General features: G+C 67.0%; 13 protein-coding genes. 3 read left to right on the top strand and 10 right to left on the bottom strand.

All coding sequences use genetic code 11. The features are described 5' to 3' along the window. Positions 1 to 14: 14 nt before the first annotated feature. Positions 15 to 2,276, bottom strand: coding sequence for a xanthine dehydrogenase family protein molybdopterin-binding subunit (locus tag AC0GNR_RS14485; RefSeq protein WP_472901624.1), 2,262 nt, complete (start codon positions 2,274 to 2,276; stop codon positions 15 to 17). A gap of 133 nt (positions 2,277 to 2,409) precedes the next feature. On the opposite strand from AC0GNR_RS14485, the gene AC0GNR_RS14490 reads away from it, so the two are divergent. Continuing rightward, positions 2,410 to 3,252 carry a creatininase family protein gene (locus AC0GNR_RS14490; RefSeq protein ID WP_472901625.1) on the top strand — a complete coding sequence of 281 codons (843 nt, stop codon included), beginning with the start codon at positions 2,410 to 2,412 and terminating at the stop codon, positions 3,250 to 3,252. A 236-nt stretch (positions 3,253 to 3,488) separates the two neighbouring features. On the opposite strand, the gene AC0GNR_RS14495 is transcribed toward AC0GNR_RS14490, so the two are convergent. After that, positions 3,489 to 4,160: a histidine phosphatase family protein gene (locus tag AC0GNR_RS14495; RefSeq protein WP_472901626.1), complete on the bottom strand. Its 672-nt coding sequence runs from the start codon at positions 4,158 to 4,160 to the stop codon at positions 3,489 to 3,491. Positions 4,161 to 4,361: 201 nt separating this feature from the next. Between AC0GNR_RS14495 and AC0GNR_RS14500 the strand changes: the two genes are divergently transcribed. Beyond that, positions 4,362 to 6,701: a hybrid sensor histidine kinase/response regulator gene (locus AC0GNR_RS14500; RefSeq protein WP_472901627.1), complete on the top strand. Its 2,340-nt coding sequence runs from the start codon at positions 4,362 to 4,364 to the stop codon at positions 6,699 to 6,701. 50 nt (positions 6,702 to 6,751) lie between these two features. Here the strand turns inward: AC0GNR_RS14500 and AC0GNR_RS14505 are convergent, their stop codons facing one another. The 6 genes from AC0GNR_RS14505 to AC0GNR_RS14530 are packed head-to-tail and all read right to left on the bottom strand — an operon-like array spanning position 6,752 to position 12,213. Continuing rightward, positions 6,752 to 7,729, bottom strand: a complete 978-nt coding sequence (locus AC0GNR_RS14505) for a threonine dehydratase (RefSeq protein ID WP_472901628.1) — start codon at positions 7,727 to 7,729, stop codon at positions 6,752 to 6,754. 16 nt (positions 7,730 to 7,745) lie between these two features. Continuing rightward, positions 7,746 to 8,441, bottom strand: a complete 696-nt coding sequence (locus AC0GNR_RS14510; protein ID WP_472901629.1) for a VOC family protein — start codon at positions 8,439 to 8,441, stop codon at positions 7,746 to 7,748. After that, positions 8,438 to 9,295: a PhzF family phenazine biosynthesis protein gene (locus tag AC0GNR_RS14515; protein ID WP_472901630.1), complete on the bottom strand. Its 858-nt coding sequence runs from the start codon at positions 9,293 to 9,295 to the stop codon at positions 8,438 to 8,440. The genes AC0GNR_RS14510 and AC0GNR_RS14515 overlap by 4 nt, the downstream gene beginning before the upstream one ends. Before the next feature lie 31 nt (positions 9,296 to 9,326). Further along, positions 9,327 to 10,592: an aminotransferase-like domain-containing protein gene (locus tag AC0GNR_RS14520; protein ID WP_472901631.1), complete on the bottom strand. Its 1,266-nt coding sequence runs from the start codon at positions 10,590 to 10,592 to the stop codon at positions 9,327 to 9,329. Next, on the bottom strand, positions 10,589 to 11,554 hold the full coding sequence (locus AC0GNR_RS14525; RefSeq protein WP_472901632.1) for a DMT family transporter: 966 nt from the start codon (positions 11,552 to 11,554) through the stop codon (positions 10,589 to 10,591). Before AC0GNR_RS14525 ends, AC0GNR_RS14520 begins: the two co-directional genes overlap by 4 nt. After that, on the bottom strand, positions 11,551 to 12,213 hold the full coding sequence (locus AC0GNR_RS14530) for a LysE family translocator (RefSeq protein ID WP_472901633.1): 663 nt from the start codon (positions 12,211 to 12,213) through the stop codon (positions 11,551 to 11,553). Before AC0GNR_RS14530 ends, AC0GNR_RS14525 begins: the two co-directional genes overlap by 4 nt. 159 nt (positions 12,214 to 12,372) lie before the next feature. On the opposite strand from AC0GNR_RS14530, the gene AC0GNR_RS14535 reads away from it, so the two are divergent. Next, a complete protein-coding gene (locus tag AC0GNR_RS14535) occupies positions 12,373 to 13,857 on the top strand; it encodes an aminotransferase-like domain-containing protein (RefSeq protein ID WP_472901634.1) in 1,485 nt (494 codons plus the stop codon). Positions 13,858 to 13,979: 122 nt separating this feature from the next. Here AC0GNR_RS14535 and AC0GNR_RS14540 read toward each other — a convergent pair whose 3' ends face one another. Further along, positions 13,980 to 16,205, bottom strand: coding sequence for an ATP-binding protein (locus AC0GNR_RS14540; protein ID WP_472901635.1), 2,226 nt, complete (start codon positions 16,203 to 16,205; stop codon positions 13,980 to 13,982). Between the two features lie 51 nt (positions 16,206 to 16,256). Further along, the gene (locus tag AC0GNR_RS14545; protein WP_472901636.1) at positions 16,257 to 18,170 is read right to left on the bottom strand and encodes an ATP-binding cassette domain-containing protein; all 1,914 of its coding nucleotides are present in this window, start codon (positions 18,168 to 18,170) and stop codon (positions 16,257 to 16,259) included. Positions 18,171 to 18,750: the final 580 nt, after the last annotated feature.

Raw genomic sequence — 18,750 nt, forward strand, 5'->3', positions numbered from 1 at the left:
GTGCGGGTGAGTGTTCAGGCCAGCCGCAGCGGCAGGCTGCGAAGGCGCTGGCCGGTGAGGGCAAACAGGGCGTTGGCCACGGCGGGCGCAATCGGCGGCAGGCCCGGCTCGCCCACGCCCTCGGGTGGTTCGGTGCTGGGCATCACCGCGCATGCCACGGCTGGGCATTCGTGCATGCGCAGCGCGGCCTGGTCGTGGAAGTTGCTGGCTTGCGCCTGGCCGTTGACGATGTCGATCTGCCCGTACAGCGCAGCAGAGAGACCAAAGACGATGGCGCTTTCCAGTTGCTGCACGATCAGCTGCGGGTTCACCGGCGTGCCGCAGTCGATGGCGCACCACACGCGGTGCACCTGGATGCTGTTGTCGGCCCGCACGGACACCTCGGCCACTTGCGCCACCACCGAGCCAAACGACTCGTGCAGCGCCACACCGCGCGCGCGCCCTGGCGCGGCGGGCTGGCCCCAGCCGCTCAGGCTGGCCACCTTTTGCAGCACCGCCAGGTGGCGCGGATGCTGCTGCAGCAAGCTGGCCCGAAAGGCCACCGGGTCGGCTTGGGCGGCGTGGGCCACTTCGTCCAGAAAGCACTCTTTGAAAAACGCCTGGTGCGAATGCCCCACGGCACGCCAGAAACCCACTTGCAGCGGCAGGTCCACCGCCTCGTGGGCAATGCGCGCGGCGGGCCATTCGTAGGGCTGGTCAAAGGCGCCTTCGGCGCTGGTTTTGTCGGGGCCGCCACCGGGCAGACCAAACTGGCGCTTGAGCACCTGCGGCATGATGGCCTGGCCCGCCGAGGTGTTTTTCCAGGCCAGCAACTGGTCTTGGGCGCTCAGCCCGGCGGTGAAGCGCGACACGCAGGCCGGGCGGTAAAAGTCGTGCTGCATGTCCTGTTCGCGCGACCACACGGTTTGCACCGGCGAGCCCTCGGCTGCGCGCGCGATGGCCGCGGCCTGGGCAATGAAGTCCACTTCCAGCCGGCGGCCGAAGCCACCGCCGAGCAGCATCACGTTGACCGTCACGGCTTCGGGTTTCAGGCCCAGCACGCTCGCCACCGCGTCGCGGGCCATGCTGGGCACCTGCGTGGACACCCACACCGTGGCCTGGCCGTCTTTGAGCAGCACGGTGCAGTTCATGGGCTCCATGGTGGCGTGCGCCAGGTAGGGCGCGCGGTACTCGGCGCTCACGGTGCGGGCCGCTCCTTGCAGTGCCGCGTCCACGTCCCCGGTGCTGAAGTAGCTGAAGCCCTTGGCACCGCTGTCCAGCGTCTGGGCCAGCTGGGTCATCACGTCGGCGCTGTTGAAACCGGCCAGGGCGCCGTGCTCCCAGGTGATGTCGACCGCGGCCAGTGCGCGCTGGGCCTGCCACGGCCGGCCGGCGATCACCGCCACACCGCCGGTGCCGCCGTGCAGCGGCTCCACCGCCAGCACCTGGCGCACGCCGGGCGCTGCGCTGGCGGCGGCAGCGTCAAACCGGGCCACACGCCCACCCAGCGTGGGGCACATGGTGACGGCGGCATACAGCAGGCCGGCTGGTAGCACGTCCATGCCAAATTGCCCGCTGCCCGTGATCTTGGCCTGGCTGTCCAGCCGGTGCATGGGCTGGCCAATGAGTTTGAATTCAGCGGGCGTTTTCAGCCGGATGCTGGACGGCACAGGAACCAACGCGGCCGCAGCCACGAGCGAGCCGTAGTCCGCAATTTGGCCGCTGGGGCCGAGCACCTGGCCGCGCTCGGTGCGGCAGTCGGCCAGCGCCACGCCCCACTGCTGCGCCGCCGCTGCCAGCAGCATCTGGCGTGCAGCAGCGCCGGCTTCTCGCATGGGCAGCCAGAGGTCTTTCACGCTGGACGAGCCGCCCGTCATCATCACGCCCACATGGCTCACCACCTTGGCCGTGAGGTGGCTGGCTGCACGGCGCACCAAGCCCTGGCTGTCGGGGTGAAACGGCAAGCCGTCCACCACCGCGCTGATGTTGTTGTAAATCTTGTCGATGGGCGCCATCTCGGTCGTGACGCGGATCCAGTCGGCATCGAGTTCGTCGGCCAGCAGCATGGACAGCGAGGTCAGCACGCCCTGGCCCATTTCGCTTTTGCTCATGATCACCGTGACGGTGCCATCCGCCGCGATCTTGACCCAGCCATTGAAGGCCGCTTGCCCTTCTTGCAGCGGCAGGGGGTCGTCGGTGAGCAGGCGCTGGCGCGGTGGCAGCACGGCCCAGCCCAGCACCAGCGCGCCGGTGGCCGCCAAGCTGCTCAAAATGAATTTTCTACGGGTGGTGGTCATGGGTTGGTGTGTGGGCGGGGTGTGGGTGCGGCGCATGGGCCAGGCGGTCGTGCCTGCCAAGGCGGCTGGGCCACGAGCCTACAGGGATTGTTGCGATGCTGCCACCTGCGTGCGCTGAAACCTCGCGCGTAAGATGCCAGCCATGCACGCTCAAGCCCGTTATTGGTCCGATCTCACCACCGCCGATTTTTCGGCGTTGGACACCCGCCGCGCCATTGCTGTGCTGCCTGTGGCCGCCACCGAACAGCACGGCCCGCACCTGCCGCTGTCGGTGGACACCGACCTGGTCAACGGCGTGATGGCTGCCGCGCTGCCGCATCTGGCACCCGATCTGCCCGCGCTGTTTTTGCCCACCCAGGCGGTGGGTTTCAGCCCGGAACACGCCCGGTTTGCTGGCACCCTCACGCTCAAGGCGGAAACTGTGTTGCGCGTGTGGACCGAGTTGGGCGAGTGTGTGGCCGCCAGTGGGGTGAACAAACTGGTGCTGTTCAACGCCCACGGTGGCCAGGTGGGCGCCATGGATCTGGTGGCGCGCGACCTGCGGGCCCGCCTGGGCATGCTGGTCTACAGCGTGAACTGGTTCAACCTGCCGCTGCGCAGCCCCGACGGGCAAGACGTGACCGCCCTGTTCAGCGCCGAAGAGCACCGGTTTGGGATTCATGCGGGCGACATTGAAACGTCGATGATGCTGGCGCTGGCGCCCGCGCGCGTTCGCATGGCGCAGGCCGAGTATTTTCGGTCCACCTCGCAAGACCGGGCCGAGCGCTTCCCCATTTTGGGCAACGGCAAAAGCGCCAAGCTGGGCTGGCAAATGCAAGACTACAACGCCAACGGCGCGGTGGGCAACGCCGCCGCCGCCACGGCCGAGAAAGGCAGGGCCGTGCTCGACGCTGCCGGCCGCGCGCTGGCGCAGTTGCTCAGCGAGATCGACCAGCTGCCGCCGGACACGCTGAGCGACAAAACCGCCTTCAGCTGAGCGGCGAAAGAGACCTGCCACGCTTGCGGACCGTGTGAATCCACCCAGGGCACCCGTGTAGCCGATTCCGCCGGGCCACCAGGTGCGTCCCCCTTGGGGGAAGCCGCGTCAGCGGCGCAGGGGCTTTGCATACGCTACCGGAGCGCGTGTCCCCACCCAGGGCACCCGTGGAACCGGCTTCGCCGGGCCACCAGGTGCGTCCCCCTCGGGGGAAGCCGCGTCAGCGGCGCAGGGGGTCATGCATAAGTGACCCAGTCGGCAAAGGCCGGCGCGTCCAGGTGCGGCAAAGTGTTGTAGGTCAGCAGCGTGTGGCGCTTGGGGTTGAACTGAAATTCGGTCACCGCGCTGTTGCGGATGCGCATGTTCAGCTCAATCGTGCCCTCTGGGCTCAGCCCCAGCACATGGCCCACGGCCGTGGCAATAGGCCCGCCGCTGGACACGATGAGCACCTTGTGGTCGTGGTGCTGCGCGCGCACATGGTCCAGCGCGCTCGTGATGCCGTGTACGAAGTCGGTGTAGCTGGGCATGCCTTGCGGGCTCACGGTGCCTGCCATCCACTGCGCCAGGCCGTCGCGCAGCAGCCGGAAGTGGTGCCGGTACAGCTCGGGTGTGTCGGGCTTTTGCAGCGGGTGCGGGTGCACGGTGTGGATCACGGCGTGGCTGTCGTATTCGTTCAGACCGGGCCAGCTCAGCGCCTCGGTGTTGTGGCCCAGCCCCTCGGCAATGCCGGCCCAGGTCTGGGCATGGCGGCGCAGGGTGCCGGTGATCACGGCGTCAAACCGCACGCCGCGCTCGGCCCAGTAGCGGCCCAGTTGCAGGCTCTGGCGCTGGCCCAGCGGGCTGAGCTGGTCGTAGTCGTCGGCACCAAACGAGGCCTGGCCGTGGCGCACAAGGTAGAGGGTTCCCATGGGCGGCATTCTGTGGGCTGGCTGTGGCGGTGCTTTGTCGCCGCAGCGACTGGCGTGCGCCGGTGCAGTCGCGCAGGCGTCTGCAGGCTTCGTTGCCGGGTGCGGTTGGCGGAACTCGCGGGGCTTTGTGGCGCTTTTGTGCGGGTATCGGTCCAAGCCCTGTGATTCAATGCACGATCATGATCGCCGTTACTTTGTCCCATGCCGCTTGATTTGCTGACCCTCTTGGCCGTTCGGCTGGCGGTGGACTTGCTGATTGCGGTGGCGTTCTTTGCGCTCATGCGCCGCTACCCCGCCATTGGTGGGCCGGGTTGGTGGGCCTCGTCGGCGGTGCTGACCATGGTGGGTTCTTTGGGGCTCTGGTTGCGGGCGGACGGACACGACCTCTTCTCAATCAGCGTCGCCAACACGGTGATGTGCGCCGGGGCGGCCTTTACCTGGCTGGGTTTGCGAAGTTACCTGGGGCTGCCCAGGCCGCTGGGCTGGGTGATCGCGGGTCTGGCGGGCTTGCTCGTGGCCAACGTGTGGCTGTTCAGCGTGTGGAATTCGGTGGCCGGGCGCCAGGTGCTGTTTTCGGTCACAGTGATCGCGGTCGGCCTGCTGGCGGTGCGTGACATCGCCCGCAGCGACCCGCAGCGCCGTGTGCCCGAGCTGCAGATGCTCAAGCTGTTGATTGCGCTGGAATGCGTGTTGCTCGGTGTACTCGGGGTGGCGGTGGTGGTCATGGCGCTGCGCTCGCAAGGGGTTTCCCTGAATCTCGTTGCACCCGCTTTTTTGTTTGCGTTGTTGCTCTCCAAACTGTTGCGTGCAGTGCTGTTCAGCGCCTTGGTGGCGTACCGATTGCGGCGCGACGGCGACCAGGCCCGCCAGGAGTTGCAGATCCGGGAGGCCGATTCCCGCGCTCTGGTGGAAAACCTCAGCGCGGGTGTCATGGTGTTCCGGCCCGACAGCACCCTGTCCCACATCAACGGCGCGGCGCGCTGCTTTCTGGGTTGGGGCGAGGGCGGTGCCAACCCGGCGTTGCCCGAACCCATTGGGCCGCGCTGGACCATGGTGGGCGAAGACGGCCAGCCCATGCGCCGCCACGAAATGCCGTTTGAACGGGTGCTGGCCACCGGCCAGCCGTTGCGCGGTGTGGTGCTGGGCATTTCGGTGGGCGAGGGCGAGCCCGTGCGCTGGGCGCTGTGCAATGCCCACCCTGAAAACGACGCCCATGGGGGCTTGCGCCACGTGGTGCTCACGTTTGTGGACATTTCTTCCCTGCGCGCCGCGCAGGAGCAGCAAAAGGCGCTGCAAAGCCAGCTCTCGCAGTCGCAAAAAATGGAAGCCCTCGGCACGCTGGCCGGCGGTGTGGCGCACGACTTCAACAATATTTTGGCCGCCATCCTGGGCAACGCCGACCTGGCGCGCCAAGACCTGGTGGCCGACGCTCCCGCGCGCGAAAGCCTGCACGAGATCAGTACCGCAGCCCGGCGCGGGCGCGAACTGGTGCGGCAGATTCTGGCCTTCAGCCGCCAGCAGCCCATGGTGCGCCAGCCGGTGCAAGTGGCCGACGTGGTGGCCGAGTCGTGCAGCTTGCTGCGTGCCGCCATCCCGCCGCAGGTGGAGCTGTTGCAGTGCTGTGCGGCGGGCATAGGTCCGGTCATGGCAGACGCCACCCAGCTGGGGCAGGTGCTGCTCAACCTGGGCACCAACGCGGTGTATGCGCTGCAAGGTCGACCCGGACGCATTGAATTTCGGGTGGACGCCCTGGCCCTTGGCCACCCGGCACTGCCCGCCGAGCTCGCCTTCAAGGCTGCCGAGCAAGGCAGAGGCGCCGTGCGCATTCAGGTAATGGACAACGGCAGTGGCATGAGCAAGGCCGTGAGCAGCCGCATGTTTGAACCGTTTTTCACCACCAAGCCCATGGGCAGCGGTACGGGCTTGGGCTTGCCGGTGGTGTTGGGCATTGTCGAGTCGCTGGGCGGCGTCATTGAAGTCCAGAGTGCGGAGGGTCTAGGCACCACGTTTTCGCTGTTTTTCGTGGTGGAGGACGCACCTCGGGAAGACAACCCTGCCAGGGTTTTGGACAGCGCCCCAGCGGTTCACGGCACAATCGACCCAAGCCCCCCTATTCACGCACCCGCCCACCTGGAGAGCCCCACCATGGCCGATGCCCCGACGACGGCGCCGCGACACATTCTGTACCTGGACGACGACGACACCCTGGTCTTTCTGGTGCGCCGCCTGCTGGAGCGCCGCGGGTACCGCGTCACCGCCTTCACCGACCAGGCGCAGGCCATCGACGCAGTACGCGAAAACCCCGAAGGCTTTGACCTGCTGATGACGGACTACAACATGCCCGGCATGTCGGGCCTGGACGTGGCCAAGGCCGTGCTTGCCCTCAGCCCCGCGCTGCCTGTGGCCGTGGCCTCGGGTTACATCACCGACGAACTGCAGTCCCAGGCCCTGGCCGCCGGCGTGCGCGAGGTGGTGTTCAAGACCGATGCGGTGGAAGCCTTTTGTGAAGTGGTGGCGCGGCTGGTCGCTGCCCCAAAGTAAATTTTTACCCCCGCACCGCAGGCGGGGTCATGTTCTTCAGTTTCAGAGCCTCAGTGGTGGCCCGTGTTCGTCAAGACCTCGGCGAACACGCTGCTGTCCACGTTGCCGCCGCACAGGGTGGTGCCGACGACCTGCCCTTTGAGGCGATCCCGTTCCTGCCACGCGGCCGCGAAACTCGCGGCTCCAGCGCCCTCGGCCACGTTGTGGGTGTCGGCAAACAGCCAGCGCATGGCTTGAGCCACTTCGGTGTCGCTGACCTTCACCACATGGTCCAGATGCGGCATCAGCACGGCCAGCGCCGCCGCATCGGCCACGCGGCAGGCCATGCCGTCGGCCAGCGCGGTGGTGACCGGCGCTTCGACCACGCGGCCCGCCGCGATCGAATCGGCGTAGGTGGTGGCGTGCGCGCTGACCACGCCGACGATGCGCGCCGGGTGCCCCAGCGCCCGCTTGGCTGCGATGGCCGAGCACGCGCCCGAGCCCTGGCCGATGGGCACGTAAACCACATCGAGCTGCGGCACGGCCTTGAAGAACTCCCACCAATACGTGCTCACGCCGCGCAGCAGGTCCTTGTGATAGCTCGGCACCATGTGCGCGCCGCGCTCGTCGGCCAGGTGCATCGCGTGTTCGCGGGCGGCCTGGAAGTCTTCACCGTGCTCGATCAGCTGCACGCCGAGCGCGCGCATGGCGTCGTTCTTTTCGGCCGAATTGCCCTGCGGTACCACGATGGAACACGCCACACCGTGCGCGCGCGCCGCCCAGCCCATGCTTTGGCCGTGGTTGCCGCGGGTGGCGCTGATCACTTCGCGCGGCATCGCGCCGCGTTGTCGGAGCTGGTCGAAATACGTCAGGCCGCCGCGGATCTTGAACGCGCCCACCGGCGTGTGGTTTTCGTGCTTCACCCAGCAGTCCGTGCCCAGGCGCTGGCTGAGCGTGCCCCAGCGGTATTGCGGTGTGGCCTGAAACGATTGGTAGACCACCTGGGCGGCGGCTTCGATGTCTTGCAGGTTGGGCAGCTGGAGGGGCATGCAATGGTCCGGTGGGTCAGAAGGTCGAGCTTAGGAGGCGCGGGCCTTGGGGGGTCTCGAGGCGCGCGGTGAGCCCTGCCGGGCCGGACTTCACCGCGAAGGTGTCCAGCCCGACGGCGCCAAGCGCCTGTTGCAGCTCCGTCGCATCGGGGTGGCTGAGCGTGATGCTTTGCAGCGCGAGCCCGCTGGTGGGCATGGCGTCGGCCGGGTGGGTGTCGCCCCACTGAATCAGCGTGGGCAACGCGCCGCCGAACAGGCGCTGCCCGTCGTCGCGCACGCTGATGCGCCATTGCAGCAGGCCGGCGGGTGTGGGGCGCGACGCGCCGATCACCGGGCCGCGGTGAATGCCCAGGCCAAGCAGGGCGGCGCTGGCCGCATCAATGTCGGGCACGCTGGCCACCCAGTGCACCAGTTGCGGGCCGTGCTCGGCCAGCCGCGCCTGCAGGGCCGGGTCGTCCAGGTCGAACCACCGCTTGAGCCCGGCGGGGCGCGTGGGTGTGGCCTGCGGGTTGATGGCGATGATTTCCAGGTAGGCGCGCGGGGCCTCGGCGCAGGCCAGCCGCAACAGCCGGTTGTGGGTGCCGAACAGCGCGTGCTCACCACCCGGACCCGGCACCACGCCCAGCGTGGCCTCGCACCAGGCCACGCCTTCAGCCAGCGTGCGCGCGGCCACCACCAGGTGGTCGATCTGTGGGGGCTGCGGCGCGGTCACAGGCGCACCGTGCCGTCGATGCAGGTCACGCTGGTGCCACCGACCCAGACGGTGCCGTGGGCATCGCGTTCGATGAACACCCGGCCTTCGCGCGCCAGCGCCGTGCCCTGCGCGGCCACGTAGCGCTCGGGCGCCAGGCCGGCGCCGATCAGCCACTGGGCCAGCGCGGCGTTCAGGCTGCCGGTGACGGGGTCTTCGCACAAGCCGTTGTTGCCGGGGAAAAAGGCGCGCACTTCAAACGCTGCGTCGCACCCCGCAGGGTGTGGCCCCACCACGCCAATGTCCAGCCCGGCCAGCACCGCCCCATCGGGCTTGAGCGCCAGCACCTGCTCGGCGCTCTTGAGCATCACGCCGCGCCAGTTCGGCCCGTTGTCGCACCAGCTGTGCGCCACGATGTCGCTGCGCGCCACACCCAGACCGCGAGCGATCAGCGCCACATCCGCTTCGTCCAATGGGCCGCTTTTGATCAGCGGTGGCGCCGCGAAGGCCAGCTGCTCGCCCTCGCGCTGGATCTTCACCAGGCCCACGCCGCATTCCTGTACCACGTGTTTCGCCTGCGGCACGCCGCCGGCTTCCAGCCACGCGTGGCAAGTGCCCAGCGTGGGGTGGCCGGCAAACGGCAGCTCGCGCCCGGGGCAGAAAATGCGGACGCGGTAGTCGGCCCCCGCAGCGCGCCCTTCGGGAGTGGGCGGCAACACAAAGGTGCACTCCGACAGGTTGGTCCAGTTGGTGAAGTGCTGCATGGCCTCGGTGATGAGTCCGCTGCCGCCGAGCACCACCGCCAGCGGATTGCCGCGGTAGGGTGTGGCGGTGAACACGTCCACCTGTTTGAAGGGTCTGGATGTTGGTGGCATGGGCGTTTTGCAGTTGCGGTTGCGTTTGCGGTCAGTGGCTGGAGCGGATGGCCCGGGCCAGCGCCGCAATGCCGGTGCGAATCTGCTCCACGTTGGCGGTGACGAAGCTCAGTCGCAGGGTGCGCGGGTCGGCGTGGTCGGCGTAAAACGCGCTGCCTGGCACAAAGGCCACGTTCTGCTCCACCGCCTTGGGCAGCAGCTCAATGGCGTTCATGCCTTCGGGCAGGCGCACCCACAGAAACATGCCGCCGTCGGGCTCGTTCCACTGCACGTCCAGGTCGGCCATTTCGGACTTCAGGGCGTCCAGCATGGCGTGGCACTGGCGCTTGTTGAGCGCGCGGATGGTGGGTATGTGGCGCTCCAGAAAACCGTCTTTGATGACCTCGGCCACCACGCGCTGGTTGAAGCTGGGGCTGTGCAGATCGGCCGCTTGCTTGGCTTGCAGCAGCTTGGGGTAAACGCTGGCGGGCGCCACCAGAAAACCGAGGCGCAAACCCGGTGCCAGAATTTTGGAAAACGAACCCAGGTAAATACAGCCGTCGGGGTTCAGTGCGGTCAGCGGTGTGGGCGGGGGCTGGTCAAACCACAGGTCGCCGTAGGGGTTGTCTTCCACCAGCGGCAGGCCCAGCCGGGCGGCGGCGTCCACCAGGGCCTGGCGCCGGGCCAGGTCCATGCTGCGACCGGTGGGGTTCTGGAAGTTGGGCAGCACATACAGAAAACGCGGCGCGGCCTGCGGGTTGGCCACCGGGTCCAGATCCAGCGTCAGCAAGCGCCGGCGCTCCAGGCTTTCGGGGTGGTCAGCGCCTGCGCCCAGCTGTTCCAGCAGCGCGGCCACGTCCACGCCGCCCTCGTCGCTGGCCACGCCTTCTATGACCGGTTCCATGGGCGAAAACGCCTGCAGCGCGCCGAGGTAGGTGGGCGTTTCCACCAGCACGCGGCTGCCCGCGTCAATCAGCACTTTGCCCACCAGGTCCAGCCCTTGCTGGCTGCCGGTGGTGATGAGCACCTGCGCCGGGTCCACCGCCCAAGGCAGGCTGGCCGCCACCCACTCGCGCAGCGGCGCAAAGCCCTCGCTGGCGGCGTATTGCAGCGAGGCGCGCCCGCTTTCCAGGCCGTGGCCGTGCAGCACCCGCTCGCAGGCCTCGGCAAACGCGTCCACCGGAAAGGTTTCGGTGGACGGCAAGCCGCCCGCAAAACTGATGATGCCGGGCTTTTCGGTCACCTTCAGGATCTCGCGGATGACCGACGGGTTCATTTTGTGGGCGCGCTGGGCCAGGGTCCAGGGGCTGTGGCTCATGGTGCTTCCTTGTGGGGTTGGGGTGTTGATGAAGTGGCGGGCGCGGCCATGCGGCGCCCCATAAAAACGGTGGCCACCACGGCCAGGGCAAAGCCCAGGGTGGTGAGGTCCAGTGATTCTCCCAGCAGCGGCACGGCGGCCACGATGCTGACGAAAGGTTGCAGCAACTGCAGCTGGCTCACCCGCAGCGCGCCGCCCAGCGCCAGGCCGCGAAACCAGGCAAAAAAACCGGCCCACATGGAAAACACGCCCACATAGACCAGCGCCAGCCAGGCCGAGGTGTTCACGGCTTGCTCGGGCCAGGTCAGCAGCGCGCCCGGCACGGTGATGGGCAGGGCCATCACGCAGACCCAGCTGATCACCCGCTCGGCGCCCAGTGCTGGCGTGACCTTGGCGCCCGCCACGTAACCCACCGAAGCCGCCAGCACGGCGCCCACCAGCAGCAGGTCGGCCCAGGCCAGGCCAAATCCGTGCCCTTGTTGCAGAGCGCGCAACACGCTGTAGGCGGCCACCAGCAGGCTGCCCAGCCCGGCAAACAGCCAGAAGCCCAGGCGCGCGCGCTGGTGCAGCAGCCAAGCCGCAGCAGCAGCGGTGGCCAGCGGTAGCAAAGCGGTGATCACAGCAGCGTGGCTCGCGGTGACGTAGCGCAGCGCCCATCCCAGCAGCAGCGGGTAGCCAATGGCGTTGCCCAGCAGCGAGAGCGCCAGCGGCTTGCGGTGCTGCGGTGCCGGCAGGGGCGAGCGCGTGGCCAGCAAGTAGATGATGGACAAGCCCCCGGCCAGTGCCGCGCGGCCCCAGGTGACAAACCAGGGCGAAAGCTGCGGCGCGTCAGCGGTGCCGGTGGCCAGCCGCGTCATGGGCAGGGTGAGCGCGAACACCACCACACCCACCAGGCCCAGCCACAGGCCCAGGGTTTGGTCGCGCTGGTCTTGCACCGACAGCAGGCTCACGCCGGTGGTCATTGCAAGTCTCCAGCGGCGCTGCCTGCCAGGCCCAGTCCGGTGCTCAGCATCCAGGCCGCGGTGAGCACCAGGGCCAGCGCCATACAGCGGTTGAACACCAGCAGCCGCCCGCCGGTGGGCTGCCCGTCCACCACCGGCCCGGCCAGCCAGTGGCGCAGCAGCGAGCCCACCGTGGCGTAGGTGAGGTTGCTGAAAAATGCGTAGGCCAGCAACACCGGCAGCACCTGCACGAAGCGCTCGGCCGCGTCGGGCCGGCCCGCCACCCAGCCCGCGACGATGGACAGCGCCAGCATCCAGGCCTTGATGTTTAAAAATTGCAGCATCACGCCCTGGGTGAAGGTCACGTTCAGCCGCGCCGCGTTTACCGCGCTCAGGCTGCGGCTGCCGGAAAGCCGCCAGGCCAGCCACAGCAAATAGCCAACGCCGCCGAGCAAAATGCTCCAGCGCAACAGCGGCAGCGCCACCACCAGAGCGCCCACGCCGCCCGCGCACAGGGCAAACAGCAGGCCCCAGCCCACCGGCACGGCGCACACAAAACGCATGGCGCGGCGAAGTCCGAAGTTGGCCGCCAGCGCGGTGGACAGCGTGGTGTTGGGCCCGGGTGTGAAGCTGGTGGCCGTGGCCAGCACCAGCAGTGCGCTGAATTCGGCGGCGTTCATGCCAGGCCCTGCACGGGCGTCGGTTCGACGGTAGAAAAAGCTTGTGTGCGCATGGCAGACACTCTATCCTTTCAAAACCATACACAAGCCATACAGTTCAGGGGTTCAGTTCATAAACTGTGTGAGCTGCTTTGCTCATACACCCGCACCGCCAACGCCATGTTTTCTGACACCGAAACAACCCCGTCCGATGCCTTGGCCAGTGCGCCCGCCCTCACGCGCACGGCGGCCCAAACGCTGGCTGAGCAGTTGGCGGCCCGCTTTGCCGACCGCATCCGCGACCGCCTACTGGCCCCCGGCGCCCGTTTGCCCAGCGTGCGCCAGTGTGCCGCCCAGCACGGGTTGAACCCGTCCACCGTGGTGGCGGCCTACGACCTCTTGCTGGCCCAGGGCCTGGTGCTGGCGCAGCGCAACCGGGGTTTTTTTGTGCGCGACCGAGCGCCGCTGCGCGAGAGCCCCGCCGCGCGATCTGGCGCCCTTGCGGCTGCAGCGGGCGCGGCCGACCCCCCCGTGCGCATGGCGGCCCCTGTGAACGCGGCCGCCCTCATTCGCGGCATGTTTCACCCGGCGGGCTCACGGCCGCAACCCGGCATGGGCGCCTTTCCGCCCGACTGGATGGCGTCCACCTTCCTGCAAGCCGCGGTGCGCCGCGTCACCACCCCGCAGGCGCTGGCCGACAGTTCGCTGCGCTACGGCGAGCCGCTGGGCGACGGCCACCTGCGCCGCGTGCTGGCCGACCGGCTGCAAAGTATGGGGCTGCCGGTGGGCCCGCAGCAGATCATCACCTCGGTGGGCGCCACCCACGCGCTGGACATTGTTAGCCGCACCCTGCTGAAACCGGGCGATTGCGTGATGGTGGAAGAGCCCGGCTGGGCGGTGGAATTTGCCCGGCTGGCGGCCATGGGCATGCGCATACTGCCGGTGCCGCGCGGCCCGGCCGGGCCCGACCTGGCGGTGATGGCGCGCTACTGCGAGGCCCATGCGCCCAAGCTGTTTGTGAGCGTGAGTGTGTTGCACAACCCCACCGGTTACAGCCTGTCGCCGGCCAGCGCCCACCGCGTGTTGCAGCTGGCCCAGCAGCACGACTTTTACGTGGTGGAAGACGACACCTACGGCCACATTGCCCCCGAGCACGCCACCCGCATGAGCGTGCTCGACGGTTTGCAGCGCACCATCTACGTGAGCGGCTTTGCCAAGATCCTGGCGCCCAACTGGCGGGTGGGCTACCTGGCCGCGCCCGCCGAATGGGTGGAACGCCTGCTGGACACCAAGCTGCTGACCACGCTCACCACGCCCAGCCTGCTGGAGCGCGCGCTGGCGCACTGCATCGAGCAAGGCCAGCTGCGCCGCCACGCCGAGCGCATCCGCAGCCGGCTCGACCTGGCGCGCACCCGCAGCGCGCGCCTGGCGCAGGCGGCGGGTTGCCGCTTTGTGTCGGAGCCGGCGGGCCTGTTTGGCTGGGTGGACACAGGGGTCGATACCGAGGCCTTGTCGCAGCGCATGCTCGACGAGGGTTACCTCATAGCGCCCGGGGCGCTGTTTCATGCGGCGCGTGCGCCCAGCACGCTGATGCGCATCAACTTTGCGACCACGCAAGACGCTGCCTTTTGGTCGGTTTTCAGCCAAAAGGTGGCTGCGCACTGAGGTGCCGCCCACTTGGCTGGACCATGCTTTCACCACAAAGGCGGTCGGCCTGAACCTTCAAAAGGGTTTGCCAGACCCTGCACTGGGGCATGCAGCCCGCCGGGCAACGGCCGTGGCCCGGTTCAGTGCTGGGTGTTGGAGGCGGGGTGGTCAAACAGATCGTCGCCAGCGTCGGCCAGCAGCTTGGCCAGTGACTGGTCAATCTGCCGTGCTTCGGCCTGCAGCAGGGGCAGGGCGCGTTCAAACAACTGCCAGTCTCCCGAGCGCGCTGCCAGCTCCAGCCCTTTGGCCAGCCGTGCGCCCCGCTCAGCCGTCATGCTGCCCAGCGAGCCTTTGAGACCGTGCGCGTGGGCCACCGCCGCTGCCGTGTCTCGGGTCGCCAGCGCACGCTGCATCTCGGCTTGGCGCTGCGCCAGGTCGCTGCGCATAGCGATGGCCAGTTGTTTCAAGGTGGCCTCGTCGCCATCCAGCCGGCGCCGCAGCTTGTCCACGTCGATGGCTTCAGGTCGTGCTGTGGCGCGCATCGCCGCTTCAGGGGCTGCAGGCGCAGGCGCTGGTGCGGCCGTCACAGGCGCTGTGGGTGCAGGGGAGCGCCCCGCTGGGCGCTTCAGCACCCGGTCCATTTCAGCCATCAGGGCTTGCGGGCTCACGGGCTTTGGCGTGTAGCCATCCATGCCCGCAGCCAGGCACTGTTCCCGGTCGCCGCTCATGGCGTTGGCCGTCACCGCCACGATGGGCGTGCGGTTGTAACGACGGCGCGTTTCCAGTTCGCGAATTTTTTGCGTCGCCTCCAGGCCGCTCATGCCGGGCATCTGCACGTCCATCAAAATAAGCTCAACGCCGCCTTGGTCCCACAAAGCCACCGCTTGCGCACCGCCGCGGGCCACCCGCACCGTGCAGCCCAGGCGCAGCAGCAGCTGGCGCATCATGAGTTCGTTCACCGGGTTGTCTTCGGCCAGCAGCACCACCAGACCGGCATAGCGCGGCCCAGCCTGCGCCACCTCGCTCAGCTCCATGTGCCCGCTGAGCGGACCGTCACCGCTTGACGTGGGTGCCAAACGAAGCGGCAGGGTGAGTGCAAACGTGCTGCCTTGGCCGAGCTCGCTGGTTAGTGCAATTTCGCCCCCCATCAGGCGCGCCAGGCGGGCACAAATGGCCAGGCCCAGCCCGCTGCCGCCATAACGGCGCGCGGTCGAGGCGTCGGCCTGGGTGAAGGCGTCAAAAATCCCCGCCTGGTGTTTTTTGGCAATGCCCACGCCGCTGTCCTGCACCTGCAGTTTCAGGCTGGCCGGCTGCCCGGATGCGGCCGGCACCACGGCGGCTTGCACCGTGATGCGGCCACCGCGCGGCGTGAACTTGAGGGCGTTGGATATCAAATTGCCCAGCACCTGGCGCAACCGCCCGGGGTCGCCCATGACGGCCTGTGGCAAATCGGGCGGCAGCACCAGTTGCCAGTCCAGCGGCTTGCTGCGCGCCTGCTCGGCGTAGGGGCCCACGGCTTCTTCAATGGTGCGGCGCAGGTTGAAGCGCACGTTCTCCACGTCGAGCTTGCCGGCTTCGATACGCGACAGGTCCAGGATGTCGTTGAGCAAGGCCAGCAGGGCATGCGCCGAACTGTCCATCAGGTTCAGCCAGCTCGTTTGCTCGACGTTGAGCGGCGAGTCCATCAACATGCGGGTCAGGCCCATCAGCGCATTCAACGGTGTGCGCACCTCGTGGCTGATGTTGGCGAGAAATTCGCTTTTTGCGCGGCTGGCTTGCTCGGCCAGTTCGCGCGCACGGTTGCTGTCTTGTTGCGCCTGTTGGCGTTCGCTGACGTCGGCCAGCGTGCCCATGAGCCGCAGGGGTTTGCCCTGGCTGTCATGCTCGGCCACCATCGCGTGGCTCTCAATCCAAAGCCAGCCGTCGGGCGTTCGGGTGCGGTGTTGAATCACCGCGCGCTGGGTCGCCCCGCTGAGCAGCGCGGCCTGGTGCGCCTGCATGGCGGGCACGTCGTCCGGGTGCACGCGGGCTGTCAGGTCGGCCACATCCCAATAGGCGTCCATGGCAATGTCGCCCACCATTTCACCCCAGCGGGCGGTCAAAAACACCTGCTTGGCGGGCAGTTGCCAGTCCCACAAGGCCAGACCGGCCGCGTCCACGGCCAGTTGCAGCCGGTCGCGGGTCTCGTCCAGCGCCTCTTCGGCCAGCAGGCGGCTGTTGGACTCCCGGTGTACCGAACTGCGCAACCGGTCGAGCTCGGCGTTTTGCCGATCCAGCTCCGCCATCAGCCGCTGCGTGCGCTCGCGCTCCTGCCGAAGCTCGTTCAGGGAGCGTTGCAGGTCTTGCGCAAGGCGGTCGGGCGTCATGGGGCTCGGGTGGTTTTGGTCGTCGCCAGATGCGCGATGGGTTGCTGATTTTCAGCTGCCGCCCAAGGCTTCCCAGCGCTCCATGGCTTGCAGCCATTCGCCTTCTATTTCGGCATGTCGGGCGCCAAGTTGAGCCGCGCGTGCCGCATCGGCCGCATACAGCTGCCCACTGTTGAGCTGCTGGTTGATTTCTGCTTGCTCGGCTTCCAGCTTGGCAATGCGCTCCGGCAGCGCGTCGTATTCACGCTGTTCTTTGTAGCTCAGCTTCTTCTTGGGGGCAGGCGCTGGTGCGGCTGCGGGTGGGCTGGCAACGGCTGCCGTGTTGGCAGCCTTGCTGGCATTCGTGTTGCCGGCGGCGCTTTTCTCGCGCTGCATCGCTTCGGAGCGGGCCGACTGGGTCAGCCAGTCCTGCACATCCCCCACATACTCGCGCCAGCGGCCTTCGCCCTCGCTCACGATCGTGCTGGTCACCACGTTGTCCAAGAAGCGGCGGTCGTGGCTGACCAGGAACACCGTTCCTTCGTACTGCTGCAACAAATCTTCCAGCAGCTCCAGGGTGTCAATGTCCAGGTCGTTGGTGGGCTCGTCCAGCACCAATACGTTGGCCGGGCGCGCAAACAGCCGCGCCAGCAACAACCGGTTGCGCTCGCCACCCGAGAGCGTGCGCACCGGCGCATTGGCCCGTGCCGGTGAAAACAGGAAGTCGCTCAGGTAGCTCTTGACATGGGTGCGCTTGTTGCCAATCTCGATCCATTCACTGCCGGGGCTGATGAAATCTTCCAGCGTGGCATCCAGGTCAATCTGGTCGCGCATCTGGTCAAAATAGGCCACGTTTTGTTTGCTGCCCAGGCGCACTGTGCCGCTGTCGGGTGCGAGTTCACCCAGAATGATCTTTAGCAAGGTCGTCTTGCCCGCACCGTTGGGTCCAATCAAACCAATCTTGTCGCCGCGCAAAATCGTGGCTGAGAAGTCCTTGATCACCGTGCGAAGCCCGCCGTCTGCCGTTGGGTAAGACTTGGTCACCTTCTCCAGCTCCGCCACAATCTTGCCGCTGGCGCTGCCGCTGGCCACTTCCAGCTTCACACTGCCCAAGGCATCACGCCGCTGCGCACGTTGTGCCCGCAAGGCCTCCAGTCGGGTAATGCGCCCTTGCGCTCGCGTGCGCCGCGCCTCCACCCCTTGGCGAATCCACACCTCTTCCTGTGCCAGCAGCTTGTCCGCACGGGCGCTGATTACCGCTTCCTGCGCCATTTGTTCTTCTTTGAGCAATTGGTACTGGGCAAAATTGCCCGGGTAGCTCAGCAGCCGGCCCCGGTCCAGCTCAATCATGCGGGTCGCCACGCGGTCCAGAAAGGCACGGTCGTGGCTGATGGTCACCACGCTGCCCTTGTATTCCAGCAGCAAGTCCTCCAGCCAGGTGATGCTGTCCAGGTCCAGGTGGTTGGTGGGTTCGTCCAGCAGCAGCACGTCCGGCCGGCTCACAAGCGCTTGCGCCAGCGCCACCCGTTTCTTGTTACCACCCGAAAGCGCGCCCACCTTCACATCACCTTCAAGGTGCAGGCGGTGCAACGTCTCATCCACCCGTTGCTCCCAGTTCCACGCATCCAGAGCCTCAATGCGGTTCTGCAAGGCGTCCAGATCCAGCCCGTCCGCGCCACTCAAATAGAGGTCGCGTGCGGCACGCGCGTCGGCCAGGCCCACACTGGCCGCTTCAAACACCGTGCTGTCCAAGTCCAATATGGGTTCTTGAGGCACATAGGCCACTCGCAGACCGGTCTGCACCTGCACCGTGCCGTCATCGGGCTTTTCCAGTCCAGCCAAAATCTTGAGCATTGACGACTTGCCGGTGCCGTTGCGGCCAATCAGGCCCACCCGCTCCTGGGCCTCCAGCGCAAAGTCGGTGTGGTCGAGCAGCGCCACATGGCCAAAGGCCAGTTGCGCGTTCTGCAGGGTGATAAGTGCCATGAAAGTGCCGGAGTAAAGTTCTGGCGATTATCCCTGCCCATCCGATACGCGTTGAAAGCGCACAGACACGCTGTGAGAAGCTGGTGTGCTCCCCCGCCCGCGCCATACGTTGGAGCCGCTAGAGAGGGCGGGGGGGCAAAGCTGCGCGGAAAGGGACTACCATCCAAACAGCCGCCAAGTTCGGTGCGGCGCACGAGCAGGGTAGATCTGAATCGGCTATCTAGCCAGCCTGACGTCCGGGGCCACTTGAAAGCGATGGCTAGAAGTGCAGCCGGCTTCGCTTCAAAAATTTAGCCAAGCTGTTGACCGCCGCGAAAAAACGATGTATACTGCAAGGCTTCGCTGATCGCTGCAACGCCGCAAGGTAAGCAACCCAAGTCTGCGAAGTGGGCTGAGTCTTCTAGGTAAAAACCCTAAAATACTTTTTCCAGACACCAAAAACTGTGTCATAATACGAGGCTCAGCTGATCGCAGCTAAGCAGGACGGATGAGGTGGCAAGTGCTGCTGAGTTTGTTGGATCATTAAAAATATACAGCCGATAAGCGTGGGCGTTTGAAGGCGATTGCGAAAACGGATTCT

This window comes from Hydrogenophaga sp. LT287, from assembly GCF_055702805.1.

Bases quoted from the DNA above. Each gene is read 5' to 3' on its own strand.
- AC0GNR_RS14485 (WP_472901624.1), bottom strand. From the start codon at position 2,276: ATGACCACCACCCGTAGAAAATTCATTTTGAGCAGCTTGGCGGCCACC.
- AC0GNR_RS14490 (WP_472901625.1), top strand. From the start codon at position 2,410: ATGCCAGCCATGCACGCTCAAGCCCGTTATTGGTCCGATCTCACCACC.
- AC0GNR_RS14495 (WP_472901626.1), bottom strand. From the start codon at position 4,160: ATGGGAACCCTCTACCTTGTGCGCCACGGCCAGGCCTCGTTTGGTGCC.
- AC0GNR_RS14500 (WP_472901627.1), top strand. From the start codon at position 4,362: ATGCCGCTTGATTTGCTGACCCTCTTGGCCGTTCGGCTGGCGGTGGAC.
- AC0GNR_RS14505 (WP_472901628.1), bottom strand. From the start codon at position 7,729: ATGCCCCTCCAGCTGCCCAACCTGCAAGACATCGAAGCCGCCGCCCAG.
- AC0GNR_RS14515 (WP_472901630.1), bottom strand. From the start codon at position 9,295: ATGCCACCAACATCCAGACCCTTCAAACAGGTGGACGTGTTCACCGCC.
- AC0GNR_RS14520 (WP_472901631.1), bottom strand. From the start codon at position 10,592: ATGAGCCACAGCCCCTGGACCCTGGCCCAGCGCGCCCACAAAATGAAC.
- AC0GNR_RS14525 (WP_472901632.1), bottom strand. From the start codon at position 11,554: ATGACCACCGGCGTGAGCCTGCTGTCGGTGCAAGACCAGCGCGACCAA.
- AC0GNR_RS14530 (WP_472901633.1), bottom strand. From the start codon at position 12,213: ATGAACGCCGCCGAATTCAGCGCACTGCTGGTGCTGGCCACGGCCACC.
- AC0GNR_RS14535 (WP_472901634.1), top strand. From the start codon at position 12,373: ATGTTTTCTGACACCGAAACAACCCCGTCCGATGCCTTGGCCAGTGCG.
- AC0GNR_RS14540 (WP_472901635.1), bottom strand. From the start codon at position 16,205: ATGACGCCCGACCGCCTTGCGCAAGACCTGCAACGCTCCCTGAACGAG.
- AC0GNR_RS14545 (WP_472901636.1), bottom strand. From the start codon at position 18,170: ATGGCACTTATCACCCTGCAGAACGCGCAACTGGCCTTTGGCCATGTG.